Below are 26,956 nucleotides of genomic sequence, written 5' to 3' on the forward strand. Positions count from 1 at the left end.
AGTGACGACCGCACCGCTGCTCGGCGCCGGGATCATCGTGCCCACCGGGGACGGCCGGGTGCTGATCGGCCGGCGCACCACGGCCGGCGAGCCGCCGACCTGGAGCCTGCCCGGCGGCAAGGTGGACCTCGGCGAGTCCTTCGAGCAGACCGCGGCCCGCGAACTCGCCGAGGAGACCGGCATCGTGCTGCCGGCCGCCGGGATGCGGGTGCTCGCCGTCCACCTCGACCACGAACTCGGCCGGCCGCGGCTGACCGCCGCCGTGCTCGCCCCGCCCAGCGTGGCCGAGGCGGTGGTCACCGAGCCGCACGCCTGCGCCGGTTGGGAGCGCTTCGCGGTGCACGAGCTGCCGGAGCCGATGTTCTACCCGTCCGCCCTGGTCCTCGGCAGCTGGCTGCCCGGGCTGGACGACGTTCGGCGGACCGGGACGCACGGGTACTCCGTCACCCGCTGAGGGCCGGCGACGGACGCGCGAGCACGGCGGACGCGCGGGAAAGCACGGACGCACGAAAGCACGGACGCACGGCAAAGCACGGACGCACGGCAAAGCAGGGGGCGGCCCCACGGCCGCCCCCTGCCCGTACCTCGGCCCGGCACCCCCACGGTCGAACCGGGCCACGGCCGCGCCCAGGCACGGGGGGCGCCGCCGATTCCCATCCTGCCCGGTGGGGACACGGCTGCCGAGGGCCGAACGTCCCGACCGCGGGACCGAGCGGCCCTGGCGGTGGGCCGGGACGCCGTGGGGCCAGGGCCGGCGGCCGTGGCGGTCCTACGAGGGCGCACCACTCTTGTGCGGGCGTGGCCGGCGGGTTGAAATGGGGTGGCTCGATCGCCGTGTGTCCCCACACCCCTGAGGAGCCCTCACGTGTCCAGCACACCCCGCCCGGCCAGGCCCGCGTCGCTCCCGCGGCGAACCGGCCGTCAGCTGCGGCGGGCCCTCGGTGCCCGGCACGAACCGCTCGCCCGCCCCCTCGACCGCGCCCGCGCCCGGGCCTGGCTGCTCGCCGCGCTCGGCGCGGCGCTCGCCGTCGCCCTCTCGGTGGGCGGCACGTACCTCCTCTACCGCCACACCGCGCCGCAGGTGTCCGGGGACCGGGCACGGCTGCACCGGGTCGACGCCGTGGTCCTCGACAGCCCGCACCGCACCGACGCCACCGGCAGCCGCTCCGCCGGCGGCTACAGCACCCGGATCGACGTCGCGGCCGCCTGGACCGCCCCCGACGGCACCCCGCGCTCCGGCATCGTCCAGGCCCTGCGCGGGACCGTCACCGGCAGCAGCGTCCCGGTCTGGACCGACCGGGACGGCAACGCCTTCCCTCCCCCGCTCGACCGCGGCGCCCTCGCCGTCTCCGCGGCCTGCACCGGCCTCGGCGTCCTCCTCACCCTGCTCGCCCTCCTGGCCCTCGCGCTCCGGCTGCGCCTCCACGCGCTCGACCGCCGCGCCGAGACCACCTGGACCGACAGCTGGGCCCGCCTCGAACCGCTCTGGAGCGGCCGCGCCGGGCACCGCCACGAGGACTGAGCGACGCCTGACGCACCGGCGGGCCGGCCCGTGCCGGTGTGCCGGTCAGCGCGGGCGGGTCCAGGAGGGGGCCGGGGTGGCCTTGGCGGCGTGGTGGGTGAGGGCGGCGACGGCGAGGAGCAGGACCAGGGCCAGCGCCAGGGCGGTGGGGACGTCGGCGTGCAGGACCAGGACCGCGCCGAGGAGGGCGCCGACGAACATCCAGACCGCGGACGCGAGACGGCGGTGGCCGGTGCGGTCGGCGGCGAGGGCGGTGATCGTCATGGTGAGCACGGTGGTGGTGAGGTCGGGCACTTTCAGCGCGCGGACCACCGCGTTCTGGCCGCCCATGGCGAAGCCCAGCACTCCGATCAGGGTGGGGCGAACCGGGTCGGAGCTGGGACCGGCGACCGCGGACAGGAGGGTGGCCCCCGCGACGAGCACCGCCTCGACGCCGACGGCGGTGGTGAGCAGCCGGCCCCGGTGCCCGGGCAGGCGGCGGGCGAGGTGGCCGCCTGCCAGGGCGCCCAGGAGGAAGGCGCCGAGGGCGGAGAGCGAGGCGGTGGCGGACAGGTCGGCCGCGCCGCCCAGGGCGAAGCCGAGGAACACCACGTTGCCGGTCATGTTGGCGACGAACACGTGGCCGAGTTCGAGGTAGCTGACCGCGTCCACCACTCCGGTGACCACGGTCAGCACCAGCAGCATCAGCACCAGCGGTCCGTGTTCGGGGTCGGGCGTCGGCATCGGGCCTCCCGGGCTGTCGGTGTGACGGTTCATCCGTTCTCCTTCCCGGGGTCCACTCCCCGGTCCATTCCCCGACGTCGGCTCCCCGGCCCCCTGTCCTCAGGCCAGCGCCGGGCTGCCCGGGTCGTCCGATTCGTCGTCGAGGTGCCAGTGCAGGTCGCGGACACCCGGCTCCAGGGACAGCCGGGTGACGACCTGTTCGAGGGCCGGGGCGACCCGCCCGGTGATCGCGACGGTGGCCCGCAGGCTGGTGGCGTCGCCCTGCTCGGTGCGGCGGGCGCGCAGGCCGGTGGGGGCGAGGCCGGAGCCGGCCAGGGCCTGGAGCAGCAGCGCCCGGATGTGGGTCTCGGACGTGCGGTCGCACTCCAGGTGGACGGTGGCGCGGCTGGTGGAGTCCGGGTCGCTGCCGGACTGCGGGGCCCGGTCGAGCAGCCGGCCGGCCGGGCGCAGCACCAGGTGGACGCCGAGCACCATGAGCGTGCCGAGGACGGCGAACTCCAGCTTGCCGGAGGCGGCGAGCACGCCGACGGCGGCCGAACACCACAGGGTGGCGGCGGTGTTGAGGCCACGGATGCCGGCGCCGTCGCGGAGGATCACGCCACCGCCGAGGAAGCCGATGCCGGAGACCACGTAGGAGGCGACCCGGGTGGGGCTGCCGGCGTCGCCGACCGCCTCGCTGTAGAGGACGAACAGGGTGGCGCCGGCGGCGACCAGGGCGTTGGTGCGCAGGCCGGCCATGCGGGCCCGCCACTGGCGTTCGACGCCGATCAGCGCGCCGCAGGCGACGCCGGTGGCGAGCCGGACCAGGAACTCGACGGTGGTCAGGGTGTGCACGACGGCACCTCCTTCACGGAGGACACGGATTCACGGGGATGCGGATGACCCGGGGCCGCGGGGCCCTGGGGCGGACCGGCGCGGACCGGCGGGCACCGGCGGGTCAGTGGCCCAGGGCGGTCTGGACGACCTTGATGATGACCATCGTCATCGCGACCAGCAGGTAGGCGCGCAGGGCGCCCATGCCGATCTTGCGGGTGGTGGACGTCACCGGCTTGTCGAGGGTCTCCAGCGGGGGCATCCGCCAGTTCTCGCGGCCGGTGCGGTCGACCGGGTCCTCCTTGGTGGCGGTGCGGCCGCTGGTGAAGGAGTACCCGGCGACCAGGACGGCCGCGACGCCGCAACCGGTCATGATCCACAGGATCGCCCCGGAGCTGATGTCCGGCCAGACGACGGCCGCGGTGAGGATCATCGAGAGCATCACCAGGACGCCCACCACCGCGGAGGTGAAGGCGTTGGTCCTGGGCCCGTTGACCCAGGGGCCGAGCACCGCCCGGTCGTTGCACAGCAGCAGCAGGAAGACCGTCGCGGAGGGCAGCAGCACCCCGGCCAGCACCTGCACGAACTGGGTCATCAGGCCCTGCGTGGAGTCGGTGGACAGCAGGGTGATCGCGGCGGCCACGACCACCAGGCCGGCGTAGACCGCGTAGAAGCCCTTGGCGCCCTTCACGCCCCGGTGCAGCGAGTGCTTGATGCCGAAGACGTCGCCGATCGCGTACGCGGTGGACAGCGAGACGGCGAACGCGCCGATGACGGAGGCGTCCAGCAGCGCGATCGCGAAGAGCACGCCCGCGAGGTGCCCGGCCTTGGCCTCGATGCCCCGGGCGACCGCGCCGGCGTCGGAGAACCCTCCGGCGGCGTCGGTGCCCGCGAAGGCCGCCGCGGTGAGGCCGATCAGTGCCGCGGCGCCGAGGATGACCACGACGATGCCGATCCACAGGTCGACCTTCTCGTACCGCAGGAAGCGCGGGGTGATCCGCTTGTCGATGACGTACGACTGCTGGAAGAACAGCTGCCAGGGGGCGACGGTGGTGCCGACGATGGAGATGATCACCAGCATCACGGCGGCGAGCTGCCCGGCGCCGCCGGGCATGGTGGGGGTCACGAAGTCGTGGGCCAGCTGCGAGGTCCTCGGGTGGACCAGGAGGTAGACCGGCACCAGCAGCAGCGAGCCCGCGCACAGCGTGATCGCGACCCGCTCGAAGCGCCGGAACGAGCCGGTGAAGGCGGAGGCGATGATGATCGCCGCCGCGAGCACCACTGCGGCCGCCTTGGGCAGCCCGAGGTAGCCGGCCGCGAGGGTGACGCCGATGAACTCCGTCACCAGTGTGAGCGCGTTCAGCAGGAACAGGTCGATCACGCTGAAGGCGCCCCAGAACCTGCCGAACCGCTCCAGGATCAGCCGCGCGTGCCCGACCCCGGTGACGGCGCCCAGGCGCAGCACCATCTCCTGGTTGACGTACAGCACCGGAACCAGCATCAGCAGCGTCCAGAGCAGGTGGGTGCCGTAGTTCTGCCCGGCCTGCCCGTACGTCGAGAACGCGCCGGCGTCGTTGTCGCCGACCATCACGATCAGCCCGGGGCCGATGATCGCGAGCAGGGTCTTCAGCCGGGCCGAGAGGCCGTGGCGCGGGGTGGTGTCGTCGAGGCGGATGGTGCCGAGCGCGCCCTTGATGTCGCCCACGTGGGCGTCGTCGAGAACGGCGTTGCGGGCGGCGGGGATCGAGGGGACCTTCGGGTCCAGCGTCACGTCGGTCATGGCGTGGCCTCCCTGCCCCCTTCCTTGAGGGGGCGTCAGGGGGCACGCGGCGGCACCCCCCTGCGGGCGCACGGCACCGGACCGTACGGCGGCGCCAGGCGACGGCGGCCGTACGGGCATGACGGTGCGTCAGATCACTCGCGTCCGGGCACGGTCGGGCCGGGACGGAGCGCCTGGTGGAATCGCAGGGGAGGTTCTACCGCGTGCCGGAGGTGATCGAGAGCAGGCGGGGGCAGGGGCAACTGTGGCCCGGACTACTGCAGTCCACGGTTCTCGCCTCCTCCCGGCCGGGGCGCACCGACGGTGCGCCGCTTCTCGACACGGCACGGAGCACACCGGCCCGCACGGGACCGGTACACCCCAACTCGTCAGAGCTTTGGCACTCCACGGCGTGTCCGACCGGTCGGCCGGAAGCCACTTGGGGTCAACCCTTAAGCCGGGAAGACCTGTCCTGAACCTGGGCGTCTCTCGACGTCGTCGGGTCAGTGGCCTGTGTCCGTGAAGACGCCTCACCGAACGAGGTGCCTCCGTTCACGGCTCCGAGCCGTGAACCTCCCCAAGCATAGACCCCACTCGAACGGCCCAGGGCACGTTTCCGGCTCTTCTTCGACAGCTTTGTAGAACTTTGACGCGGGCGCCCCCCTCGCCGACCGATCCGTCACGCCCCCGACCGACCCGCCTTGATCATCCGCTCCCGGCATATATAGTTCACCGACATATGCAGTTGAGCAGCTCACGAGGGGGAAGTGTGTCCCACACCGATCCGGCCCGACCCGCGCCCGTCCTGCGCCTGGCCGCCGTCACCCGGGTGCACGGGCGCGGCGCCGCCGAGGTGCACGCCCTGCGCGGCATCGACCTGGACGTCCACCCGGGCGAGTTCGTCGCCGTCATGGGACCGTCCGGCTCCGGGAAGTCCACCCTGCTGACCCTGGCCGGCGGGCTGGACCGGCCCAGCGACGGCGAGGTGCTGGTGGAGGGGGTCGCGCTCGGCGGCCTCGGCCGCGGCAAGCTCGCCGACCTGCGGCGGCGCTCCGTCGGCTACGTCTTCCAGGACTACAACCTGATCCCGGCGCTGACCGCCGCCGAGAACATCGCCCTGCCGCGCGAACTCGACGGCGTCCCGGGGCGCCGGGCCCGCCGCGAGGCGCTGGCCGCGCTGGAGGAACTGGGCATCGGCGAACTCGCCGACCGCTTCCCCGACGACATGTCCGGCGGGCAGCAGCAGCGCGTCGCCATCGCCCGCGCGCTGATCGGCGAGCGGCGACTGGTGCTCGCCGACGAGCCGACCGGCGCGCTCGACTCCGCCACCGGCGAGGCCGTGCTGGGAGTGCTGCGCGCCCGCTGCGACGCCGGGGCCGCCGCGATGATGGTCACCCACGAGGCCTCGCACGCCGCCTGGGCGGACCGGATCGTCCATCTGCGGGACGGCGCGATCGCCGCGGAGAGCACCGGCCGCCGCGCCGCCGGCTGCCCGGCGGCCGTCCACCGGTCCGGCGTGACGGGGCAGGTGACGCGGTGAAACTCGGAGCCTGGCGGGTCGCCCTGCGCATCGCCCGCCGTGACGCCCTGCGCGCCAAGGGCCGCAGCGCCCTGATCGCCGCCATGGTCGCGCTGCCCGTCCTCGGCGTCACCGGCGCCGACGTGGTCCACCGCAGCGGGCAGCTCAGCCCGGCCGAGCGGGTGGAGCGGGTGGTCGGCGGCGCGGACGCCCTGGTCACCGCGCTCAACCCGGGCCGCACCGTCGAGCAGGCCCCGGTCGCCGAGGACGGCGCCTTCGCCCTCGACTCCCGGCCGGACCAGCAGCCGACCGCCGAGCAGCAGAAGGCCGCGAGCACCGACCCGGTGACGCTGGTCGGCTCCCTGCTGCCGCCCGGCAGCGTGCTCACCCCGGCCCGGCCCGGACCGGAGACCGGCGCGACCTCGCCCGAGGGCGTGGTCCGCACCCTCACCACCGAGGCCGACCTCGGCGACCCGATCTGGCGCGGCCGGATCGACCTGGTCGAGGGCCGCGCCCCGGCGGCCCCGCACGAGATCGCCGCCACCCGGGCCTTCCTGGAGCACGCCGGCCTCGCGCTCGGCGGCACCACCACCGTGCAGGGCCTGGAGCGGACCACCTTCACCGTCACCGGCGTGGTGGAGCACCCGGACGAGCTCGGACGGGTCGAACTCGTCGCCCGGCCGGGCGAGTTGCTCGACCCGATGGCGGCCGCCGCGGAGCCCGGCCGGCCCGCCGCCGAACGGACGTCCACCCAGCGCGCCGCCTGGCTGGTCCGGCTCCCCGCGGGGGCCGTACTCGACTGGGCCAAGGTCCGGGAGTTCAACGCGTACGGCTTCACGCTCACCGCGCGCTCGGTCGCGCTCGCCCCGCCGCCGCGCGCCGCCGTCCCCTACTACCGCGACGCCTACCGCCTCGGCGACCAGGCGGCCGGCACCGGCACCAGGGCCGTGGTGGCCACCGTCACGGGCATGGCACTGCTGGAGGTCGCCCTGCTCGCCGGGCCCGCCTTCGCCGTCGGCGCCCGCCGCTCGCGCCGCCAGCTCGCCCTGCTCGGCGCGGCCGGCGGAAGCCGCGCCCACGTCGGCGCGGTGGTGCTCGGCGGCGGCCTGGTCCTCGGCGCGGTCGGGGCGCTGGTCGGCGTGGTGCTCGGCACCGGGCTGGTCGCCCTGCTCCGGTCGCAGATCGAACACGTCGGCGGGGCGCGCTTCGGACACTTCGCGCTGCCCCCGCTGGACCTGCTCGCGATCGCCGGGATCGGCCTGGTCACCGCCCTGCTCGCGGCCGCGCTGCCCGCGCTGCAGGCCGCCCGCCGCAGCGTCACCGCCGGGCTCACCGGCCGGGACACCGTCCGCGGGCCCAGCCGCCCGGTCAGCGTGCTCGGCCTGCTGCTGGTCGCCCTCGGCGGCGCGGTCGCGATGTACGGTGCCGGAGCCGTCGAGCGTGACCAGCCGGGCGTCGGCGGCTTCGACACCCGGACGCTGACCGTGCTCGGCGGCTCGGTGACCGCCGAACTCGGGCTGCTGCTCTGCACCCCGATGCTGATCGCCGCCGTCGGCCGGGCCGCCGGGCGGCTGCCGCTGGGGCCCCGGCTCGCCCTCCGCGACTCCGCCCGGCACCGCTCCCGCACCGCCCCGGCGGTCGCCGCGGTGATGGCCGCGGTGGCCGGCGCCGTCGCCGTCGGGGTGTACAGCACCAGCACCGACGCCGAGAACCGGCGCGACTACCGGCCGCAGGCCCCGTACGGCGCCGTACAGCTGATCAGCCACGGCGAAGGCCCCCGACTCGACCGGCTGCGCACCGACCTGGAGAAGGAGCTCACCGGGCTTGGCCCGCGCGGCGACCTCGGCGAGGTGCTGTACCGGTTCTGCGCCAACTGCTCCAGCGCCGTCCAGCTCAAGCCGCTCACCGGACCGGTGAACCCGCGCGGCCTCGGCGCCCCGCCGCACCTGGCCACCGGGGACGCCACCGTGCTGCACCACCTGTTCGGCATCCACGACCCCGCCGTCGAGCAGGCGCTGGCCGCCGGGAAGCTGCTGGTCTTCGACCGCGCCCTGGTCGGGGCGGACGGGAAGGCCGTCATGGTGCTGCGCGGCGGCAGCGGCACCGTCCAGCCGGGCGAGATCCCCAAGCCCGACGTCCAGGAGGTCCCGGTCGACGCGCTGCTGGTCGACGACCCGACCGCCGCGAACTTCGCCCAGGGCATGGTGCTGCCCTCCGCCCTGCCGCGCCTCGGGCTCTCCGAGCAGGCCACCGGCTCGGTCTGGCTGCCCGCCACACCGCCCGACCGCAAGGCGCAGCAGCGCGCCGAGGCCGCCGCGATCCGGCTGGACCGGGCCGCCCGGCTGGAGGTCGAGCGCGGGTACCAGCCGAAGAGCGACGCGCTCACCCTGGCGCTCAGCGGCTTCGCCGGGCTGGTCGTGCTCGGCGCGGCCGGCATCGCCACCGGCCTCGCGGCCGCCGACTCCCGACAGGACCAGGCCACCCTGGCCGCCGTCGGCGCGCCGCCGCGGATCCGGCGGACCATGGCGGGCCTGCAGTGCGCGCTGATCGCCCTGCTGGGCGCGCTGCTCGGGGCGGCCAACGGGTTCGTGCCGGCGGTGGGGCTGCTGAAGTCCCGGGCGAGCGGGTTCGGGGCCAAGCCCGCCCTGATCACCGCGCCGTGGGGCGAGCTGCTGCTGGTGGTGCTGGCCCTGCCGGTGCTGGCGGGGCTGCTCGCGGCGCTGTTCACCAGGACCCGGATCCCGCTCGGGCGGCGGCTGTCCTGAGGGCTGGGGCGCCGCGCGCCGCCCCCGGTGACCGCGGCGGTGGGCGATCCGCTTCGATCAGCGTGTGCACACGCTCCACTCACCGCCTGAACACCGGATGACACCGCTCGGACACCACCCGGGCACCGCTCCGCAGCCGCCGGGCGCCCGCCTCCGCCACCCGCGGGCGGGCGCCCGGCACTCGCCGTACCATGGGCCGCGTTCCGGCGGGCGAAGGGCGCCGGCGGCGGGTTCGGCGAGGGAGACAGGACGGTGCTACGGGGGCTCGGAGACCTGGAGGCCGAGATCATGGACCGGCTGTGGTCCTGGGACCGGCCGGCCACGGTGCGCGAGGTCGTGGACGACCTGCAGCGGCAGCGGGCCGTCGCCTACACCACCGTCACCACGGTCGCCGACATCCTGCACACCAAGGGCTGGCTGCGCCGCGACAAGGTCGGCCGCGCCTGGGTGTACCGGCCGAGCTGCACCCGCGAGGAGTACACCGCGCGGCTGATGCACCAGGCGCTGGAGACCACCCCCGACCGGGCCGGCGCGCTGCTCCACTTCGTCGACCGGATGACCGGGGACGAGGCCTCCGCCCTGCTCGCGGCGCTCGAACAGGTCACGGCCCGGGGCGAGGAGTGACCCTCGCGCTGCTCGGCCTCTACCTGGCCGTGACCGGCATCGCGCTGCCCCGCCGACTGGCCGGCGCCACCCGGCTGCAGAACCGTCCGGCGGCCGGCGCGGCCCTCTGGCTGGCGCTGATGGCCTCGTTCACGGTGGCCCTGCTGCTCGCGGCGCACCACGCCGTGGAGCCCTTCGCCCATGAGCCGGCCGGGCTGCTCGGCCTGCTCCCGCACACCGAACCGGCCGGCGGCGCGCTCCCGCACACCCACGACTGGTGGCTGCTGGCCGCCGCCGGTGCGGCGCTCGCCGCCCTGGTGACCGCCGTCGGCGTGCGCACCGGACGGGCCCGGCGCCGGCACCGGTCGCTGCTGGACGTGGTCGCCGTACGGGACGGGCGCTGGGACGCGCTGGTGCTGGAGCACGCGCACCCGACCGTCTACTGCCTGCCCGGGCGCCGCTCCCGGGTCGTGCTGTCGCGCGGGGCGCTGCGGCTGCTGGACGACCGGCAGCTCGCCGCGGCCGTCGCCCACGAGCACGGGCACATCCGCGGCCGCCACCACCTGCTCCGGCTGCCCGCCGACACCTTCGCCCTGCTGCTCGGACCGCTGCCACTGGCCCGCGCCGGGCGTGCGGAGGTGGCGCTGCTGCTGGAGATGGCGGCGGACGACGCGGCGCTGGCGCGGGTGTCGCGGGGTGAACTGGCCTCGGCGCTCTACGCGTTGGCGACCGCCGGCGGGGCGGCTCCAGGCGGCGCGGCGGATCCGGACGGCGGGGCGGCTCCGAACGGCGCGGCGGCTCCGGAGGGCGGGACACTCGGGGTGGCCGTCACCGGGGTGCTGGCCCGGGTCCGCCGACTGGCCCGCCCGGGCGGTGGGCGGCGGTGCCGACTCGCCTGCGGGCTGGGGTCCTTGGCGCTGCCGCTACTGCCGTACCTGCTGGCCTGCGCCCCGCATCCGTAGCGCGGGCGCCCCTCGGGCGGGCAGCCGCGGCACGCGGCCCGCACGGACGGCGAAGGCCCGCCCCCGCCGAAGCGGAAGCGGGCCGGGGCGCACACGGGCCGGAGCGGAAGCGGGCCGGGGCGGAAGCGGGCGGGGCCGGGGGTCGCCGGAGCGGCCGTACGCCGGGGGCGGGTGCCGGTCAGGCCGGGCGGACGGCGCCCATGTACGGCATCGCGGAGATCGGCAGCACCTCGATGTTCTTCCCGGTGCGCGGCGCGTGGATCATCTTGCCGTCGCCGATGTACAGGCCGACGTGGTGCAGGTCGTTGTAGAAGAACACCAGGTCGCCCGGCTGGAGGTTGGCGCGGTCGACGTGCGGGCCGTAGTTCCACTGGTCCTGCGACATCCGCGGGATCGTGACGCCCGCCGCGCGGTACGCCTGGCTGGTGAGGCCGGAGCAGTCGAAGGTGGCGGGGCCGTTCTTGCCCCAGCCGTACGGCTTGCCGAGCTGGGCCTGGGCGAAGGCGATGATGGCCGCGGCCCGCCCACTGGCGGCCGGCACCGGGGCGTTCAGGTCGGGGCGGTCGGCGGAGCGGGAGGCCCGGTCGGCCGCGCCGGCGGCGGCCTGCTTGGCCTCGGCCTTGGCCTTCTCGGCGGACTGCTGGGCGTTGATCCTGGCGCGGTCCTCGGCGCTGAGTTTGTTGAGCATCTCCTGCGCCTGCGCCAGCTTGGTCTGGATGTCGTTCTTCTGCTCCACCAGCTGCTTGCCGACCGAGTCGAGCTGGGCGAGCGTCGCCGTGGCCTCGGCGCGGTCCTGGTCGAGCCTGCGCTGCTCGTCCTGGGCCTGCTTGAGCAGGTTCGCCTGGGAGTCGGAGACCTGGTTCTGCACCGCCGCCCGCTCCAGGTAGCCGGCCGGGTCGGAGTCGAGCATCAGCTGGACCGAGGCGTCGATGCCGTTGGAGCGGTACTGGTCGGCGGCGACCGCGCCGAGCCGGGTGCGCAGCTCGTTCATCGCCTCCTGGCCGCGGACGACCTTCTCCTGGATCCGGTTGGCCTCGCCCTGCAGCTTCTGCTGCTTGTCCTGGAAGCCGTTGTAGCGCTCGATGGCCTGCTCGGCCTGCTCGTTGAGCTGGTCCACCTGCTCCTTGACGGAGGCGAGGGTGGGCGTCGGCTCGGCGTGCGCGGTGCCGGAGGCGAGGACCGCGCCGCCGGCCGCCACGGCCGTGGTGAGGACCGCCATGCGGGCCCGGCTCGGGGGGCTGGGCTTGCGGCGTTTTCCCATCGCGGCGGCTCTCCTTCGGGGGAATCTGGGGAGGGGGATCTGGGAGGGGCTCGGGGGACGGCTCGGTCGGGCCGGGGGACGGCTCGGTCGGCCGGGGCACGGCGAAGACGGGCAGGACGAGCAACGGGGGGATGCCGCCCCGCCCGCCTTCTTCGAAGTAACTTAATAGATGAGGGCAGGGGTTCCGCAATCCCCCTGATCATGACGTTTCAGGGCCATGACGGGACATCGACCGCGTTCCGTGCCATCGGTGTTGACTACGGACGCCGCGCGGTCCGGGGTTCAACCGCCGCCGGCGCCGTGGCCGCGGCTCGCGGCACTCCCCGCCGCACGGAGTGCTGAGAACACGCCAAATCGAGGGAAAGGTCACACGGATCTCCCCTCCTGCGGCTATGCGAACGGGCGCTAACCTGCGGACATGAAGGTCCCGCCCGAAGGGCTCCCCCTCGCCGCCGAGTTCCCGGCCGCGCACCGTGAGCAGTGGCAGCAGCTCGTCCAGGGCGTGCTGCGCAAGTCCGGTGCCCAGCCCGAGGACGGCGCCGCGGCCGAGCAGGCACTCACCAGCAAGCTCCAGGACGGGCTCAGCGCACGCCCGCTGTACACGGCCGAGGACACGGCCGTCGACCCCGGCTACCCGGGCTTCCCGCCCTTCGTCCGCGGTGGACGGCCGCAGGGCTCGGCCGTCGCCGGGTGGGACGTCCGGCAGCGGCACGCCGACCCGGACCGCCGGCGCGCCAACGAGGCCGTCCTGGCCGACCTGGAGAACGGTGTCGGCTCGCTCTGGCTGGAACTGGGCGGCGAGGCCCTCCCGGTGGACGCCCTGCCCGAGGCGCTGACCGGCGTGTACCTCGACCTGGCCGCCGTGGCGCTCGACGCCGGACCCGAATTCACCGCCGCCGCCGAGCAGTTGTTCGAGCTCTACGCGCAGCGCGAGGTCTCCCCCGCCGCCGCCTCCGGCAACCTCGGCGCCGACCCGCTGGGCCTGCAGGCCCGCACCGGCGACACCGCCCGCACCGACGGGCTGCTCGCCGAGGCCACCGCGCTGGCCGCCCGCTGCGCCGACGGCTACCCGAACGTCCGGGCGCTGACGGTGGACGCCCTGCCCTACCACGAGGCCGGCGCCTCCCCCGCCCAGGAGCTGGCCTGCTCGCTCGCCACCGGCGTGGCCTACCTGCGCGCGCTCACCGCGGCCGGGCTGTCGGTGGACGCCGCTCTCGGCCAGCTGGAGTTCCGCTACGCCGCGGACGCCGACCAGTTCCTGACCATCGCCAAGTTCCGTGCCGCGCGCCGGCTCTGGGCCCGCGTCGCGCAGGCGTCCGGGGCGGCCCCGGAGGCCTCGGCGCAGCGTCAGCACGCCGTCACCTCCCGGGTGATGATGACCGCCCGCGACCCGTGGGTGAACATGCTGCGCACCACCGTGGCCTGCCTGGCCGCCGGGGTGGGCGGCGCCGACGCCGTCACCGTGCTGCCCTTCGACAGCGCACTCGGCCTGCCGGACGCCTTCGCCCGCCGGATCGCCCGCAACACCCAGTCGATCCTGCTGGAGGAGTCGCACCTGGCCCGGGTCATCGACCCGGCCGGCGGCTCCTGGTACGTCGAGCAGCTCGGCGAGGAGCTGGCCCGGGCCGCCTGGGCCTGGTTCCAGGAGATCGAGCGGGCCGGCGGCCAGCAGACCGCGCTCGGCTCGGGCCTGGTCGGGGAGCGGATCGCCGCGACCTGGGCCGAGCGCTCCGTCAGGCTCGCCAAGCGGCGCGAACCGGTCACCGGCGTCAGCGAGTTCCCGCACCTGGACGAGCAGCCGCTGGTCCGCGAGCCCGCCCCCGCCGCGCTCGCCGGCGGCCTGCCGCGGGTGCGCCGCGCCGAGGCGTACGAGGCGCTGCGGGACCGCTCGGACGCCCTGCTCGCCGCGACCGGCGAGCGGCCGAAGCTGTTCCTCGCCTCGATCGGCACCGCCGCCGCGCACACCGCGCGCACCACCTTCGCGGCCAACCTGTTCCAGGCGGGCGGCATCGCCACCACCGCCCTGGAGTCCGTCGACCCGGCCGCGTTCGCCGAGGCCTTCCGGGCCTCCGGCGCCACCGTCGCCTGCCTCTGCTCCAGCGACGCCCTGTACGGCGAGCACGCCGCGCCCGTCGCCGAGGCCCTGAAGGCGGCCGGCGCCCGGCGGGTGCTGCTGGCCGGACGGCTCGGCGAACTGCCCGACGGAGTGGACGCGTTCATCCACGCGGGCGGGGACGCGGTCGCCGTCCTCACCTCCCTGCTGGACCTGATCACCGGCGCGAGCGGCGCCGACGAGAGCGAGGCGGCCCGATGATCCCCGACTTCACCGGAATCGGGCTGGACGGCGACTCCGCCCCGGACGCCACCGACGACCGGTGGCGAGCCGCCTGGCGGCAGTCCACCGGCAAGGACGTCGACGAGCTGGTCTGGGACACCCCCGAGGGCATCGGCGTCAAGCCGCTGTACACCGCGGCCGACCTCGCCGGGCTGGACTTCCTGGAGACCTACCCCGGCATCGCCCCGTACCTGCGCGGGCCGTACCCGACCATGTACGTCAACCAGCCGTGGACCGTCCGCCAGTACGCGGGCTTCTCCACCGCCGAGGAGTCCAACGCCTTCTACCGCCGCAACCTCGCGGCCGGCCAGAAGGGCCTCTCGGTCGCCTTCGACCTGCCCACCCACCGCGGCTACGACAGCGACCACCCGCGCGTCACCGGCGACGTCGGCATGGCGGGCGTCGCCATCGACTCGATCTACGACATGCGCCAGCTGTTCGACGGCATCCCGCTGGACCGGATGTCGGTGTCGATGACCATGAACGGCGCCGTGCTCCCCGTGCTGGCGCTGTACATCGTCGCCGCCGAGGAGCAGGGCGTACCGCCGGAGAAGCTGGCCGGGACCATCCAGAACGACATCCTCAAGGAGTTCATGGTCCGCAACACGTACATCTACCCGCCGCAGCCGTCGATGCGGATCATCTCGGACATCTTCGCGTACACCTCGCAGAAGATGCCCCGGTACAACTCGATCTCCATCTCCGGCTACCACATCCAGGAGGCCGGTGCGACGGCCGACCTGGAGCTGGCCTACACCCTGGCCGACGGGGTGGAGTACCTGCGCGCGGGCCTGGACGTGGGACTGGACGTGGACGCCTTCGCGCCCCGGCTGTCGTTCTTCTGGGCGATCGGTATGAACTTCTTCATGGAGGTCGCCAAGCTGCGCGCAGCCCGGCTGCTCTGGGCCAAGCTGGTCAAGCAGTTCGACCCGAAGAACCCCAAGTCACTGTCGCTGCGCACCCATTCGCAGACCTCCGGCTGGTCGCTCACCGCGCAGGACGTGTTCAACAACGTCACCCGCACCTGCGTCGAGGCGATGGCCGCCACCCAGGGCCACACCCAGTCGCTGCACACCAACGCCCTCGACGAGGCGCTCGCCCTGCCCACCGACTTCTCCGCGCGCATCGCCCGCAACACCCAGCTGCTGCTGCAGCAGGAGTCGGGCACCTGCCGGGTCATCGACCCGTGGGGCGGCTCGGCGTACGTCGAGAAGCTCACCAACGACCTCGCCGCCCGGGCCTGGCAGCACATCCAGGAGGTCGAGGCGGCCGGCGGCATGGCCAAGGCGATCGACGCCGGCATCCCCAAGATGCGCGTCGAGGAGGCCGCCGCCCGCACCCAGGCGCGCATCGACTCCGGCCGCCAGCCGGTGATCGGCGTCAACAAGTACCGGGTGGAGAGCGACGAGCAGATCGACGTGCTCAAGGTCGACAACTCCGCGGTGCGGGCCCGGCAGATCGAGAAGCTGCGCCGGCTGCGCGAGGAGCGCGACGAGGCCGTCACCCAGGACGCGCTGAACGCGCTCACCCGGGCCGCCGAGGCCGGTCCGCAGCGCGGCGGCTCGCTGGACGGCAACCTGCTGCACCTGGCCGTCAACGCGGCCCGGGCCAAGGCCACCGTCGGCGAGATCTCGGACGCCCTGGAGAAGGTGTACGGCCGCCACTCCGGCCAGATCCGTACCATCTCCGGTGTGTACCGAGACGAAGCGGGCCCGTCGGCCTCCCTCCAGCGCACCCGCGACCTGGTCGAGCGGTTCGAGCTCGCCGAGGGCCGCCGCCCGCGCATCCTGGTCGCCAAGATGGGCCAGGACGGCCACGACCGCGGCCAGAAGGTGATCGCCACCGCCTTCGCCGACCTCGGCTTCACCGTGGACGTCGGCCCGCTCTTCCAGACCCCGGCCGAGGTCGCCCGCCAGGCCGTCGAGGCGGACGTGCACATCGTCGGCGTCTCCTCGCTGGCCGCCGGCCACCTCACCCTGGTGCCCGCGCTGCGCGCCGAACTCGCCGCGGCGGGCCGCGAGGACATCACCATCGTGGTCGGCGGGGTCATCCCCCCGCAGGACTTCGAGGCGCTCTACGCGGCGGGCGCGGCGGCGGTGTTCGGCCCGGGCACGGTCATCCCGGACGCCGCGCACGACCTGCTGACGACGTTGGCGGCCGAGCTCGGCCACGAGCTGTGAGCCGCTGAGCGTCATGCCTCCGCGGACGATCGACCTCGACAGCTACGCGACGGGTGTCCTGGACGGCTCACGCGCCTGGATCGCGCGGGCCGTCACCCTCGTCGAGTCCACCCGGCCCGACCACCGCGTGCTCGCCCAGCAGCTGCTCCAGCGGCTGCTGCCGCACGCGGGCGGCGCGGTCCGGGTGGGCATCACCGGCGTGCCCGGGGTCGGCAAGTCGACCTTCATCGACGCCTTCGGCACCATGCTGACCGGGCTCGGCCACAAGGTCGCGGTGCTCGCCGTCGACCCGACCTCCAGCCGCACCGGCGGGTCCATCCTGGGCGACAAGACCCGGATGGAACGCCTCGCCGTCGACCCGCACGCCTTCGTCCGCCCCTCCCCCACCTCCGGAACGCTGGGCGGGGTCGCCAAGGCCACCCGCGAGTCCATGGTGGTGATGGAGGCCGCCGGGTACGACGTGGTGCTCATCGAGACGGTCGGCGTCGGCCAGTCCGAGACGGCGGTGGCCGGGATGGTGGACACCTTCCTGCTCCTCAGCCTCGCCCGCACCGGCGACCAGCTGCAGGGCATCAAGAAGGGCGTCCTGGAACTCGCCGACGTCATCGCGATCAACAAGGCCGACGGCCCGCACGAGACCGACGCCCGCGCGGCCGCCCGCGAACTCGCGGGCGCCCTGCGGCTGTTGCAGTCCCCCGACGCGGCCTGGACCCCGCCCGTGCTGACCTGCAGCGGCCGCGAGAACACCGGCCTCGACGTGCTCTGGGAGCGCCTCCAGCAGCACCGCAAGGTCCTCGACGCGACGGGCGCCCTCGCCGCGAAGCGCCGCGACCAGCAGGTGGAGTGGACCTGGGCCATGGTCCACGACCAGCTCTACGCCCGCCTGCACGAGAACCCCGAGGTCCAGCGCCTCGCCCCCGAGTTGGAGACCCTGGTCCGCGCCGGCACCCTCCCCCCGGGCCTGGCCGCCCAGCAGATCCTGGACGCCTTCTTCGACTGACCGGCGACACGGAGGTCGGGCGCCGTGCCCCGCCGATGCGTGGGGCACGGCGCCCGAACCGTTCCGGGGCGGGGTCACGGGGTGGTCTGGACGGGGAAGCCGGTGGGGCGGCCCTGGGCCTTCAGCCAGGTGAGGACCTGGTCGAGGGCTTCGACGGTCTGCTGGCGGTCGCCGCCGCCGTCGTGGAAGAGGATGGTCGGGCCGAGGTGGAGTTCCTTCTTGACCGTGGCGACGATGGCGGCGGTGCCGGGCTTGTTGAAGTCCTTGGAGTCGACGTTCCAGCCGAGCGGCCGCATGCCGTTCGCGGCGGCGATGCGCCGGCTGTCGGGGGTGAAGGAGCCGCCGGGAGCCCGGTAGTACAGGACCTTGGCGCCGCCCGCGGCGTCCTCGATCATCTTCTTCGCGTCCAGGATCTGCTTCTCCTGGTAGGCGACGGGCTTCTTGTCCATGGTGGTGTCGTGGTCCACGGTGTGGTCGCAGAGCCGGTGGCCGGCCGCGACGACCTGCTTGACCAGGTCGGGGTGGGCCTTGGCCTGCGGACCGATCATGCAGAACGTCGCCGTCACGCCGTGCCGCTTGAGGACGTCGAGGACCTTCGGGGTCCAGGTGGGGTCGGGGCCGTCGTCGATGGTGATGTTGACGGCGTTGCCGCCGCTCTCGGAGGCGTGGGCGATGCCGTCGGGTATGCCGCCCTGCTGGGTGCCGCCGTCGCCGCCCTTGGCGCCGTCCCCGCTGCTGCCGTCGCTGCCGTCCGGGGAGGAGCCCTGCCCCTGGGCGATGTCCTGCCGGGGGACGCCGCCCGGTCCGGCGAGGGCCGCGACTCCCCAGGCGCCCGCCGCCAGGGCGACGGCCGCCACCGCCAGGGCCACCCGGCTGCCGGCCAGGTCCTGCATGCGCACTTTGAGGTCCATCGACTGACCGCTCCCCCGCCTGTCTGCGTCGGCTCCGCCGCCCCTCGGGCAGCCTCCGAGGTTCATGACGCGAACCCCCGCGCTCGGGTTGCGCTCACGGCGGTCGGTCCTGACCACGCGTCGGAGCGGGGGCGGGCTCCGGACCGCCCGACCGGTCCGGAGCCCGCCCCTCACCCGACCGCGATCAGGCGCCCTGGACGGCCGCGAAGCGGGCCGACACGTCCTGCCAGTTGACGACGTCCCACAGGCGGGTGACGTAGTCCGGGCGGACGTTGCGGTACTGCAGGTAGTAGGCGTGCTCCCAGGCGTCGAAGGCCAGCAGCGGGGTGGTGTTCTGGCCCACGTTGCCGTGGTGGTCGTAGACCTGCTCGACGATCAGGCGCCGGCCGAGCGGCTCCCAGGAGAGGATGCCCCAACCGGAGCCCTGGACGCCGGTGGTGGCGTTGGTGAGCTGCTTCTTGAAGGCCTCGAAGCTGCCGAAGTGCTCGGTGATCGCGTCGGCCAGCTCGCCCTCGGGGCGGTCGCCGCCCTCCGGCGAGAGGTTCTGCCAGAACAGCGAGTGCAGCACGTGGCCGGACAGGTGGAAGGCGAAGGTCTTCTGCAGGCCGACCAGGCCGCCGAACTGCTCCTTGTCGCGCGCCTCGGCGAGCTGCTCCAGGGTGTCGTTGGCGCCCTTGACGTAGGCGGCATGGTGCTTGGAGTGGTGCAGCTCCAGGATCTCGGCCGACATGGCCCGCTCCAGCGCGGAGTAGTCGTACGGGAGGTCGGGAAGCGTGTAGGTGCCCATCAGGACACGGCCCCTTTCGGCGGGTTGAACGTAGCTGATCGTGCCGGGACAACACTATTGCGTATGACTTGCAGGAGAGAAGCATGGGCTCCTGCTGATTCGTCACATCCGGCGTGGGGCCGGGGCGGGGCACGGCAACGGTTCGGTCAAGCCGGTCGAAATTCCGCTCCCGGGGCTTCCCTCCGCGTCGAGCGGTGTGCCATTTTACATGTCACACATCAGGAAGCCGTGCGCCCCACACCGCACGAGCCCCCCCACGGCCCGGAGGCCCCCACCCCATGCGTCCCTTCCGGATAGCGAAGGCGAACGCGCGCAGACTCCCTGCGCTCGGCGCCGCCTTCTTCCTCGCCCTCGGACTCTTCGCACCCCAGGCCCACGCCGCCGACACGCCGTCGGCTCCCCAGGCCAGGCCGGCCGCGCCGCACGCGATTCCCGTCCCCAAGTCCCCCGACACCCCCAAGGACGCCCGCCCGCTCGCCGCGGACGCCGGGGCCAAGACCGCCGCCCCGACGGGGGGCGGCACCGTCGGGGCGCCGAACACGGCGAAGCGGCTCTCCGCCGCGGCCAACGCCTGCGACGTCTCCTCCTTCACCGGCAACTCCGGTGCCGCGCTGGTCCAGCAGGTCAAGTCCGCCGGACTCGACTGCGTCAACTCGCTGTTCACCCTCACCGGCACCGACGCCCGGGGCGCCTTCAACGAGGCCCAGATGGCGACCGTCGCCAACGCCCTGCGCGACGCCTCCGCCGCCTACCCCGGCGACGACTCCACCTCGGTCGGGCAGTTGGTGCTCTTCCTGCGCGCCGGCTACTACGTCCAGTGGAACCACTCGGACGTCGTCGGCCCGTACGGCACCGCCCTGCGGACCGCGATCCGCGGCGCCCTCGACGCCTTCTTCGCCGCCCCGCACAGCAAGGACGTCACCGAGGCCAACGGCCAGACCCTCGCCGAGGCCGTCACCCTGATCGACAGCGCCCAGGAGAACGGCCGCTACACCGGCGTCGTCAAGCGCCTGCTCGACGGCTACTCCACCGCCTGGACCGGCTCGATGGCCACCGCCGTCGCCAACACCGAGACCGTCATCTCGCAGGGCTTCGACCGGCCGGACTTCGTCGCCGCCCTGCAGGCCGACCCCGCCTTCGCCACCACCATGGCGTCCTTCGTCACCCGCAACAGCGCCGGGATCGACGGCGGCGACCCGGTCACCCGGATCGGCATCCAGATCGGCAAGCTGGTGGCCGACGACACGCTGCGCGCCCAGGGCCGACCGATCGTCAAGGACCTCGTCAACCGCTACCCGCTGGTCGGCAAGACCGGTCCGCTCACCATGAACCTGCTCTGGTTCGCGGAGAAGAAGGACGCCGGCAACTGCTCCTACTACGGCACCTGCGACGTCCCCGCCAAGCTCGTCCCGCTCGTGCTCACCGTCGACCACACCTGCAACGCCAACCTGCGCATCCGTGCGCAGGACATGACCGCGCAGCAGCTCGCCGACACCTGCACCAGCCTGGTCAACGAGGACGCCTTCTTCCACAAGCTGGTCAAGGACAGCGGGCCGGTCGCCAACGACAACAACACCAGCCTGGAGGTCGTCGTCTTCGACGACTACTACAACTACAGCCTCTACGCCTGGGAGATGTACAAGATCGAGGTCGACAACGGCGGGATGTACGAGGAGGGCGACCCGGCCAAGGCCGGCAACCAGGCCCGCTTCATCGCCCACGAGGCCTCCTGGCTGCGCCCCCAGTTCCAGATCTGGAACCTCAACCACGAGTACACCCACTACCTCGACGGCCGCTACGACTTCTACGGCGACTTCGAGGCCGGGATGACCACCCCGACCGTCTGGTGGGTCGAGGGCCTCGCCGAGTACGTCTCCTACAGCTACCGGGGCGTCCACTACGACGACGCGGTCGCCCAGGCAGGCAAGGGCACCTACGCGCTGAGCACCCTCTTCGACAGCACCTACGCCAACGCGGACTCCACCCGGATCTACAACTGGGGCTACCTGGCCGTCCGTTACATGTTCCAGTCGCACCCGCGGGACGTCGACGCGCTGCTCGCCAAGTACCGCGTCGGTGACTGGAACGGCGCCCGCACCCTGCTCAAGAACACCATCGGCACCGCCTACGACGCCGACTTCGCCGCCTGGCTCAAGCAGTGCGCCGCCGACAACTGCGGCTCCCTGCCCGCCAACCAGGCCCCGCTGTGCACCGCCGCCGACACCCGGCAGTTCGACAAGAACTGCCGCCGCGACGGCGTGGCCGCCACCACCGGGAACTACAGCTACAGCTTCCTGTACCTCCCGGCCGGCGTGCAGCAGCTGACCATCACCACCGGCGGCGGCACCGGCAACGCCGACCTGTACTACAACGGCGGCAGCTGGGCCACCACCGGCTCGTACCAGGCCAAGTCCGCCAACGGCGGCAACGGCGAGACCCTCACCATCGCCAACCCGCCGTCCGGCTGGGTGTACTTCAGCCTGTACGGCCAGCAGGGCTTCGGCGGCGTCACCGTCACCACGACCTACAACTGACCGGCCCGCCGGCAGGCAGCAGGGCCCCGCGGCGACGCGGGGCCCTGCGCCGCGTGGGGTCCACCCCGCAGCTGCCGTGACGGCGGGCGGGAGCCCGGGGGTCGAGGCCCCCGGGCTCCCGCGCTCGCCGAGCCGCTCTTCGCGGTCCTGGGATCAGACCAGGTCGAAGCGGTCCGCGTTCATGACCTTGACCCAGGCCGCGACGAAGTCCGTCACGAAGGTCTCCTTGGCGTCGTCGCTCGCGTACACCTCGGCGATGGCCCGGAGTTCGGCGTTGGAGCCGAAGACCAGGTCGGCCCGGGTGCCGGTCCACCGGACCTTGCCCGAGGCGTCCCGGCCCTCGAAGGTGTGCGAGTCCTCCGAGGTCGCGGACCACCGGGTGTCCAGGTCGAGCAGGTTGACGAAGAAGTCGTTCGTCAGCACGCCCGGGGTCCCGGTGAGCACGCCGTGCGCGGACTGGCCGTGGTTGGCGCCCAGCACGCGCAGGCCGCCGACCAGCACGGTCAGCTCGGGGGCGCTCAGGCCCAGCAGGTTCGCCTTGTCGAGCAGCAGGTACTCGGCCGGCAGCCGGTTGCCCTTGCCGACCCAGTTCCGGAACCCGTCGGCCTTGGGCTCCAGCGCGGCGAAGGACTCGGTGTCGGTCAGCTCCTGCGGCGCGTCCACCCGGCCGGGCGCGAACGGCACCTCGACGGCGAGGCCGGCCGCCTTGGCCGCCTGCTCGACGCCGACGCCGCCGGCCAGCACCACCAGGTCGGCCAGCGAGACCTGCTTGTCACCGGCCTGCGCGTTGAACTCCTGCTGCACGCCCTCCAGGGTGCGCAGCACCGAGGCCAGCTTGTCCGGCTCGTTGACCTCCCAGCCGATCTGCGGCTGCAGCCGGATCCGGCCGCCGTTGGCGCCGCCGCGCTTGTCGCTGGAGCGGAAGGAGGAGGCCGCCGCCCAGGCGGTGGAGACCAGCTCGGCCACCGACAGGCCGGTCGCGTTGATCCGCCGCTTGAGGTCGGCCACGTCGGCCGGCTCGATCGTCCGGTAGGAGACCTCCGGCAGCGGGTCCTGCCAGAGCAGCTTCTCGGACGGGACCTCGGGGCCGAGGTAGCGGACGACCGGGCCCATGTCGCGGTGGGTGAGCTTGTACCAGGCGCGGGCGAAGGCGTCGGCGAACTGCTCCGGGTGCTCCAGGAAGCGCCGGGAGATCGGCTCGTACACCGGGTCGAAGCGCAGCGACAGGTCGGTGGTGAGCATGATCGGCACGTGCCGCTTGCTCGGGTCGTGCGCGTCCGGGACGGTGCCCTCGCCGGCGCCGTCCTTCGGCTTCCACTGGTGGGCGCCGGCCGGGCTCTTGGTGAGCTCCCACTCGTAGCCGAACAGCGTCTCGAAGAAGCTGTTGTCCCAGGTGACCGGGGTGGGCGTCCAGGCGCCCTCCAGGCCGCTGGTGATCGCGTCGCCGCCCACGCCGGTGCCGAAGCCGCTCTTCCAGCCGAGGCCCTGCTGCTCGATCGGGGCGGCCTCCGGGTCCGGGCCGACGTGGTCGGCCGGGCCGGCGCCGTGTGTCTTGCCGAAGGTGTGGCCGCCGGCGATCAGCGCGACGGTCTCCTCGTCGTTCATCGCCATCCGGTAGAAGGTCTCGCGGATGTCGCGGGCGGCGGCGATCGGGTCCGGGTTGCCGTTGGGGCCCTCGGGGTTGACGTAGATCAGGCCCATCTGGACGGCGGCCAGCGGGTTCTCCAGCTCGCGGTCGCCGGTGTAGCGCTCGTCGCCCAGCCAGGTGGTCTCCGGGCCCCAGTAGACGTCCTCGTCCGGCTCCCACTCGTCCACCCGGCCGCCGCCGAAGCCGAAGGTCCGGAAGCCCATGCCCTCCAGTGCGACGTTGCCGGCCAGGATCATCAGGTCGGCCCAGGAGAGCGCGCGGCCGTACTTCTTCTTCACCGGCCAGAGCAGCCGGCGGGCCTTGTCCAGGCTGGCGTTGTCCGGCCAGCTGTTCAGCGGGGCGAAGCGCTGCTGGCCGCCGCCGGCGCCGCCGCGGCCGTCGCTGATCCGGTAGGTGCCGGCGCTGTGCCAGGCCATCCGGATCATGAACGGGCCGTAGTTGCCGTAGTCGGCCGGCCACCAGTCCTTGGAGGTGGTGAGCACCTCCTGGATGTCCCGCTTGACGGCCGGGAGGTCGAGGGTGTTGAAGGCCGCCGCGTAGTCGAAGTCCCCGCCGAGGGGGTTGGCCACCGCGGGGTTCTTGGCGAGGATCTTCAGGTTGAGCCGTTCCGGCCACCACTGACGGTTTCCCCCACCCTGGGTGGGGTGCGGCGCGCGCCCGTGGTTCACCGGGCAGCCCTCCGCATTCGCATCCGTGCCGGCTGCATCGTGGATGTCAGACATGGGAACCCTTCCCTCACAAGGCGGATCACGGTGTCTTCTGTGCTACCTACGGCATCTAGTGCTGCTACCTAGGCTAGCGCCGGAGCCGATCCTACGATGGACGGAATCCAAGTCAAGAATGACACCAAACCCATATCCGATCGGGATCCGGATGACCCAGGATGTGTATTGGTAAACTCCGGTCTTCCCCTTGACCTGAATAGGTGAACCGATATGAGTGACCTGCTGGAGCGGCTGCGCGGGCGCGGCTGGCGTCTCACCTCCCAGCGGCGTGTCGTGGCCGAGGTCCTGGACGGCGAGCACGTGCACCTGACCGCGGACGAGGTGCACGCCCGCGCCGCGGAACGCCTCCCGGAGATCTCCCGGGCGACGGTCTACAACACCCTCGGCGAGCTGGTCACCCTCGGCGAGGTCATCGAGGTCTCCACCGACGGGCGCGCCAAGCGCTACGACCCCAACGCGCACCGCCCGCACCAGCACCTGATCTGCACCGGCTGCGGCACCATCCGCGACGTCCACCCGCTCGGCGACCCCCTGGCCGACCTGCCGGCCGAGCAGTGCTTCGGGTTCACCGTCGCGCAGGCCGAGGTCACCTACCGGGGACTCTGCCCGAACTGCGCGGGCTGACCGCCCCGCCCCCAGGGCCGACCCCGCGCACGGCGGCGGGCGACGGGCTCCCCGGCTCGTTCCGGAAGGCCGGCCGGTCCGGCGGGGGGCCGGCCGGCGCCCCGGGTCAGGGGTAGGAGACCACGTTGCTGGGCACGGTGCTGCCCGTGGGCGTGACCGCTCCCGTGTCGTTGATGACATGGGTGATCGTGCCCTTGCCGCCGAGCGACACGGTCAACGCGTCGTGGAACCTCACGCCGGGGGTGGCCGGCGCCTCGAACGCGTGGTGGCCGTTCACCGACGGGTTGACGTTGAAGTAGCAGTAGCTGCCCAGGCCCCAGGCCTCGTGCGAGGTGACGTTGTCGCCGACCTTGTAGGCGGCGTAGCCGTTCACCCCCGTCGGGCTCATCCAGGCGGCCTGGTTCGGCACGTCGTACGGCATCTCGTTCTGGAAGAAGACCGTCCTGCCGTTCTGGCCGTTCCAGGTGACGTTGACCTTCTGGTAGTGCTCGACGAACAGGCCCGTCGCCTCGACGTCGTCTCCGTTGACGATCAGGCCGTTGTCGGCCGTGTTGACGCCCCAGCCGACCGTGCCCGCGTTGCCGTGGTCGGCACGCCAGGCCCAGATGTCGTCGATGATCGCGTCGTTGCTGTTGACGACCAGGCTCGTGGTCGCCCGGCCCGCGATCTCGCCGCCGATCCGGAAGAACACGTCCTGGATCGTCGTCGGGTCGGCCCGGTGCCGCGCGCCCGTCCGGGAGGCCCCGACGGTCAGCAGCGCGGCCGACTCGGTGGTACCGGCATCGAACAGCAGGCCCTTGAGCCGGACGCCGTCGACGTCCGCCACCTGCATCGCGTTGACGCCCTTGTCCGGCACGAACGTCGGGTAGCCGATGCCCAGGACCACCGTGTCGGCCCGGGTGACGTCGAGCGTCCGGTCGAGGTGGTAGACCCCCGGGGTGACGAACAGGTTGCACCCCTGGGCGAGCGCCGCGTTGATGGTCGAGGCGGTGTCACCGGCCTTGACGACGTAGAACCGGTTCATCGCCAGCGAACTGCCCGGAGTGCTCCCGCCCGCCCAACTGGGGCCCGCGGCGTCGGTGCGCAGCGAGGGCAGGAACACCCGGTACTTGCCGGTGCCGTCGACGTAGAGGTAGGGCACGTCACGCGAGACGGGAGTGGTGGCCAGCGTGGTCTCCGGGGGGTTCGGGAAGGTGTTCGCCGGCGCGCCGCCGGTGCCGGAGAAGACCATGTTCCACACACCGCCGTTCCAACTGCCCAGGCTGCTGTCCCGCGTGTACCACTGCTGTTGCGAGGACGAGGACGCCTGGCCCGTCACCCTGGTGTCGGCGACGTAGCCGCCGCTCGCCCAGCCGTGGCTCGCCGGGTAGAGCTGCAGGTCGCCGTGGACGTCGACGCGCCGCAGCGGTGCCGCCTGTGCCACGGCCCAGCGGTTGCCGCCGGACGGGTTGACGGCCAGGTTCTCCGCCGAACGCCAGAAGTTCTGGGTGGCGTTGCCCGCGTCCGAGGCGTTGAAGGCGTCCACCGTGACGTGACCGTTGATGGTCACGTCGTCCGGGTTCTGCCCCAGACCCGCGACCGAGGTGTAGAAGCCGACGTTGTCCTCCACGTTGTACACGCCGGGCTTGAACAGGTCGGCCACCCGGTCCTCGGAGAACTGCGCGGTGCCGGTGTCCTTCATCCGGGCGAACTGGGCGTCGAGTTCCGCCTGGATGGCGGCGCCGGACATGCCGGGATCGAAGACGTGCACGTTCGGTCCCAGGTCCGGGGTGTCGGACTGGGCCGGGCACCCGGTCGTCGGGCCGCCCCCGCCGCCCTGCGTGTAGGTGAAGTGCGGGGTGTCGTACTGCGGCCCGTTCTTCTCGTAGGTGAACCAGTACTCGATCAGGGTGCCGGCGGTGAGCGGACCGACGGTCCGGGTCCAGGTGCCGGAGTCGAGCGTCATCCGGAAGTTCTGCTGGCCGGCGCCGTTGACCAGGTAGTGGAGGTCGACGTAGCGGGCCGCCGTCGTCGGTGTGAACCTGATCTGCACCTGTGAGGCGCCGAGCGGGGAGGCGCTCTGCGCGTAGTCGCCGGCCGCGACGGACGCGGCCCCGAACGTGACGGACGCGGCGGACGCGGTCCCGGACGCGGACGTGAGTCCGGACACCCCGGCGAGCGCGAGGACGGAAGCGGCGAGCAGCGCCACCGCGCGTCGCCTCCGCCCGGGGTGGGACGGCCCGCGGCTCGGAAGGACCGTGCGAGGCAGAGGCATACGGGGGTTTCCTCTCGTCAGTGTTCGCGAA

At 73.4% G+C, this 26,956-nt stretch carries 19 protein-coding genes and 1 riboswitch; of the genes, 11 read left to right on the forward strand and 8 right to left on the reverse strand.

Annotation, left to right across the window (positions count from 1 at the left end; all coding sequences use genetic code 11):
• Window position 1: 1 nt before the first annotated feature.
• Both ACIRD3_RS08625 and ACIRD3_RS08630 read left to right on the forward strand, forming a co-directional pair.
• Window positions 2-454 carry an NUDIX hydrolase gene (locus tag ACIRD3_RS08625; RefSeq protein ID WP_402213293.1) on the forward strand — a complete coding sequence of 151 codons (453 nt, stop codon included), beginning with the start codon at window positions 2-4 and terminating at the stop codon, window positions 452-454.
• Window positions 455-865: 411 nt separating this feature from the next.
• Window positions 866-1,522, forward strand: coding sequence for a hypothetical protein (locus ACIRD3_RS08630; protein WP_402213295.1), 657 nt, complete (start codon window positions 866-868; stop codon window positions 1,520-1,522).
• Between the two features lie 45 nt (window positions 1,523-1,567).
• Here the strand turns inward: ACIRD3_RS08630 and ACIRD3_RS08635 are convergent, their stop codons facing one another.
• The 3 genes from ACIRD3_RS08635 to ACIRD3_RS08645 form a co-directional block, all read right to left on the reverse strand.
• Window positions 1,568-2,278: a YoaK family protein gene (locus ACIRD3_RS08635; protein ID WP_402213297.1), complete on the reverse strand. Its 711-nt coding sequence runs from the start codon at window positions 2,276-2,278 to the stop codon at window positions 1,568-1,570.
• A 66-nt stretch (window positions 2,279-2,344) separates the two neighbouring features.
• Window positions 2,345-3,079, reverse strand: a complete 735-nt coding sequence (locus tag ACIRD3_RS08640) for an MgtC/SapB family protein (protein ID WP_402213299.1) — start codon at window positions 3,077-3,079, stop codon at window positions 2,345-2,347.
• A gap of 103 nt (window positions 3,080-3,182) precedes the next feature.
• Window positions 3,183-4,838, reverse strand: coding sequence for an NRAMP family divalent metal transporter (locus tag ACIRD3_RS08645; protein WP_402213301.1), 1,656 nt, complete (start codon window positions 4,836-4,838; stop codon window positions 3,183-3,185).
• Between the two features lie 352 nt (window positions 4,839-5,190).
• Window positions 5,191-5,366, reverse strand: a riboswitch (M-box (ykoK) riboswitch).
• Window positions 5,367-5,556: 190 nt separating this feature from the next.
• Here ACIRD3_RS08645 and ACIRD3_RS08650 point away from each other — a divergent pair.
• The 4 genes from ACIRD3_RS08650 (at window position 5,557) to ACIRD3_RS08665 (ending at window position 10,666) form a co-directional block, all read left to right on the forward strand.
• Window positions 5,557-6,357 (forward strand): ABC transporter ATP-binding protein, encoded by an 801-nt coding sequence (locus ACIRD3_RS08650; protein ID WP_402213303.1) that lies wholly within the window; start codon window positions 5,557-5,559, stop codon window positions 6,355-6,357.
• On the forward strand, window positions 6,354-9,101 hold the full coding sequence (locus ACIRD3_RS08655) for an FtsX-like permease family protein (protein WP_402213304.1): 2,748 nt from the start codon (window positions 6,354-6,356) through the stop codon (window positions 9,099-9,101). The genes ACIRD3_RS08650 and ACIRD3_RS08655 overlap by 4 nt, the downstream gene beginning before the upstream one ends.
• 252 nt (window positions 9,102-9,353) lie before the next feature.
• Entirely contained in the window at window positions 9,354-9,725 is a 372-nt protein-coding gene (locus ACIRD3_RS08660; RefSeq protein ID WP_402213306.1) for a BlaI/MecI/CopY family transcriptional regulator, read from the forward strand.
• Window positions 9,722-10,666 (forward strand): M56 family metallopeptidase, encoded by a 945-nt coding sequence (locus ACIRD3_RS08665; protein ID WP_402213308.1) that lies wholly within the window; start codon window positions 9,722-9,724, stop codon window positions 10,664-10,666. The genes ACIRD3_RS08660 and ACIRD3_RS08665 overlap by 4 nt, the downstream gene beginning before the upstream one ends.
• 178 nt (window positions 10,667-10,844) lie before the next feature.
• Here ACIRD3_RS08665 and ACIRD3_RS08670 read toward each other — a convergent pair whose 3' ends face one another.
• Window positions 10,845-11,927 (reverse strand): NlpC/P60 family protein, encoded by a 1,083-nt coding sequence (locus ACIRD3_RS08670; protein ID WP_402213310.1) that lies wholly within the window; start codon window positions 11,925-11,927, stop codon window positions 10,845-10,847.
• Window positions 11,928-12,345: 418 nt separating this feature from the next.
• Between ACIRD3_RS08670 and ACIRD3_RS08675 the strand changes: the two genes are divergently transcribed.
• The 3 genes from ACIRD3_RS08675 to meaB are packed head-to-tail and all read left to right on the forward strand — an operon-like array spanning window position 12,346 to window position 17,442.
• Window positions 12,346-14,241: a methylmalonyl-CoA mutase family protein gene (locus ACIRD3_RS08675; RefSeq protein WP_402213312.1), complete on the forward strand. Its 1,896-nt coding sequence runs from the start codon at window positions 12,346-12,348 to the stop codon at window positions 14,239-14,241.
• Window positions 14,238-16,442 (forward strand): methylmalonyl-CoA mutase, encoded by a 2,205-nt coding sequence (scpA, locus tag ACIRD3_RS08680; protein ID WP_402213314.1) that lies wholly within the window; start codon window positions 14,238-14,240, stop codon window positions 16,440-16,442. Before ACIRD3_RS08675 ends, scpA begins: the two co-directional genes overlap by 4 nt.
• A gap of 13 nt (window positions 16,443-16,455) precedes the next feature.
• The gene (gene meaB / locus ACIRD3_RS08685) at window positions 16,456-17,442 is read left to right on the forward strand and encodes a methylmalonyl Co-A mutase-associated GTPase MeaB (protein ID WP_402213316.1); all 987 of its coding nucleotides are present in this window, start codon (window positions 16,456-16,458) and stop codon (window positions 17,440-17,442) included.
• 74 nt (window positions 17,443-17,516) lie between these two features.
• Here the strand turns inward: meaB and ACIRD3_RS08690 are convergent, their stop codons facing one another.
• Together ACIRD3_RS08690 and ACIRD3_RS08695 are read right to left on the reverse strand one after the other, a co-directional pair.
• Window positions 17,517-18,353: a polysaccharide deacetylase family protein gene (locus ACIRD3_RS08690; protein ID WP_402213318.1), complete on the reverse strand. Its 837-nt coding sequence runs from the start codon at window positions 18,351-18,353 to the stop codon at window positions 17,517-17,519.
• A 184-nt stretch (window positions 18,354-18,537) separates the two neighbouring features.
• Window positions 18,538-19,140: a superoxide dismutase gene (locus tag ACIRD3_RS08695; protein ID WP_402213320.1), complete on the reverse strand. Its 603-nt coding sequence runs from the start codon at window positions 19,138-19,140 to the stop codon at window positions 18,538-18,540.
• 278 nt (window positions 19,141-19,418) lie between these two features.
• On the opposite strand from ACIRD3_RS08695, the gene ACIRD3_RS08700 reads away from it, so the two are divergent.
• Complete coding sequence (locus ACIRD3_RS08700) at window positions 19,419-21,674, forward strand: M9 family metallopeptidase (RefSeq protein WP_402213321.1); 2,256 nt, start codon at window positions 19,419-19,421, stop codon at window positions 21,672-21,674.
• Between the two features lie 153 nt (window positions 21,675-21,827).
• Here ACIRD3_RS08700 and katG read toward each other — a convergent pair whose 3' ends face one another.
• Window positions 21,828-24,044 (reverse strand): catalase/peroxidase HPI, encoded by a 2,217-nt coding sequence (katG, locus tag ACIRD3_RS08705; protein WP_402213323.1) that lies wholly within the window; start codon window positions 24,042-24,044, stop codon window positions 21,828-21,830.
• A gap of 213 nt (window positions 24,045-24,257) precedes the next feature.
• Here katG and ACIRD3_RS08710 point away from each other — a divergent pair, with 213 nt between their 5' ends.
• The gene (locus ACIRD3_RS08710) at window positions 24,258-24,671 is read left to right on the forward strand and encodes a Fur family transcriptional regulator (protein WP_402213325.1); all 414 of its coding nucleotides are present in this window, start codon (window positions 24,258-24,260) and stop codon (window positions 24,669-24,671) included.
• 106 nt (window positions 24,672-24,777) lie between these two features.
• Here the strand turns inward: ACIRD3_RS08710 and ACIRD3_RS08715 are convergent, their stop codons facing one another.
• Complete coding sequence (locus ACIRD3_RS08715) at window positions 24,778-26,925, reverse strand: hypothetical protein (protein WP_402213327.1); 2,148 nt, start codon at window positions 26,923-26,925, stop codon at window positions 24,778-24,780.
• Window positions 26,926-26,956 lie beyond the last annotated feature (31 nt).

Origin of the sequence: Kitasatospora sp. NPDC093550, assembly GCF_044764985.1 — a bacterium.
GTDB lineage: Bacteria > Actinomycetota > Actinomycetes > Streptomycetales > Streptomycetaceae > Kitasatospora.

Bases quoted from the DNA above. Each gene is read 5' to 3' on its own strand.
- ACIRD3_RS08635 (WP_402213297.1), bottom strand. From the start codon at position 2,278: ATGAACCGTCACACCGACAGCCCGGGAGGCCCGATGCCGACGCCCGAC.
- ACIRD3_RS08645 (WP_402213301.1), bottom strand. From the start codon at position 4,838: ATGACCGACGTGACGCTGGACCCGAAGGTCCCCTCGATCCCCGCCGCC.
- ACIRD3_RS08650 (WP_402213303.1), top strand. From the start codon at position 5,557: ATGCAGTTGAGCAGCTCACGAGGGGGAAGTGTGTCCCACACCGATCCG.
- ACIRD3_RS08670 (WP_402213310.1), bottom strand. From the start codon at position 11,927: ATGGGAAAACGCCGCAAGCCCAGCCCCCCGAGCCGGGCCCGCATGGCG.
- ACIRD3_RS08675 (WP_402213312.1), top strand. From the start codon at position 12,346: ATGAAGGTCCCGCCCGAAGGGCTCCCCCTCGCCGCCGAGTTCCCGGCC.
- scpA (WP_402213314.1), top strand. From the start codon at position 14,238: ATGATCCCCGACTTCACCGGAATCGGGCTGGACGGCGACTCCGCCCCG.
- meaB (WP_402213316.1), top strand. From the start codon at position 16,456: ATGCCTCCGCGGACGATCGACCTCGACAGCTACGCGACGGGTGTCCTG.
- ACIRD3_RS08690 (WP_402213318.1), bottom strand. From the start codon at position 18,353: ATGGACCTCAAAGTGCGCATGCAGGACCTGGCCGGCAGCCGGGTGGCC.
- ACIRD3_RS08695 (WP_402213320.1), bottom strand. From the start codon at position 19,140: ATGGGCACCTACACGCTTCCCGACCTCCCGTACGACTACTCCGCGCTG.
- ACIRD3_RS08700 (WP_402213321.1), top strand. From the start codon at position 19,419: ATGCGTCCCTTCCGGATAGCGAAGGCGAACGCGCGCAGACTCCCTGCG.
- katG (WP_402213323.1), bottom strand. From the start codon at position 24,044: ATGTCTGACATCCACGATGCAGCCGGCACGGATGCGAATGCGGAGGGC.
- ACIRD3_RS08710 (WP_402213325.1), top strand. From the start codon at position 24,258: ATGAGTGACCTGCTGGAGCGGCTGCGCGGGCGCGGCTGGCGTCTCACC.
- ACIRD3_RS08715 (WP_402213327.1), bottom strand. From the start codon at position 26,925: ATGCCTCTGCCTCGCACGGTCCTTCCGAGCCGCGGGCCGTCCCACCCC.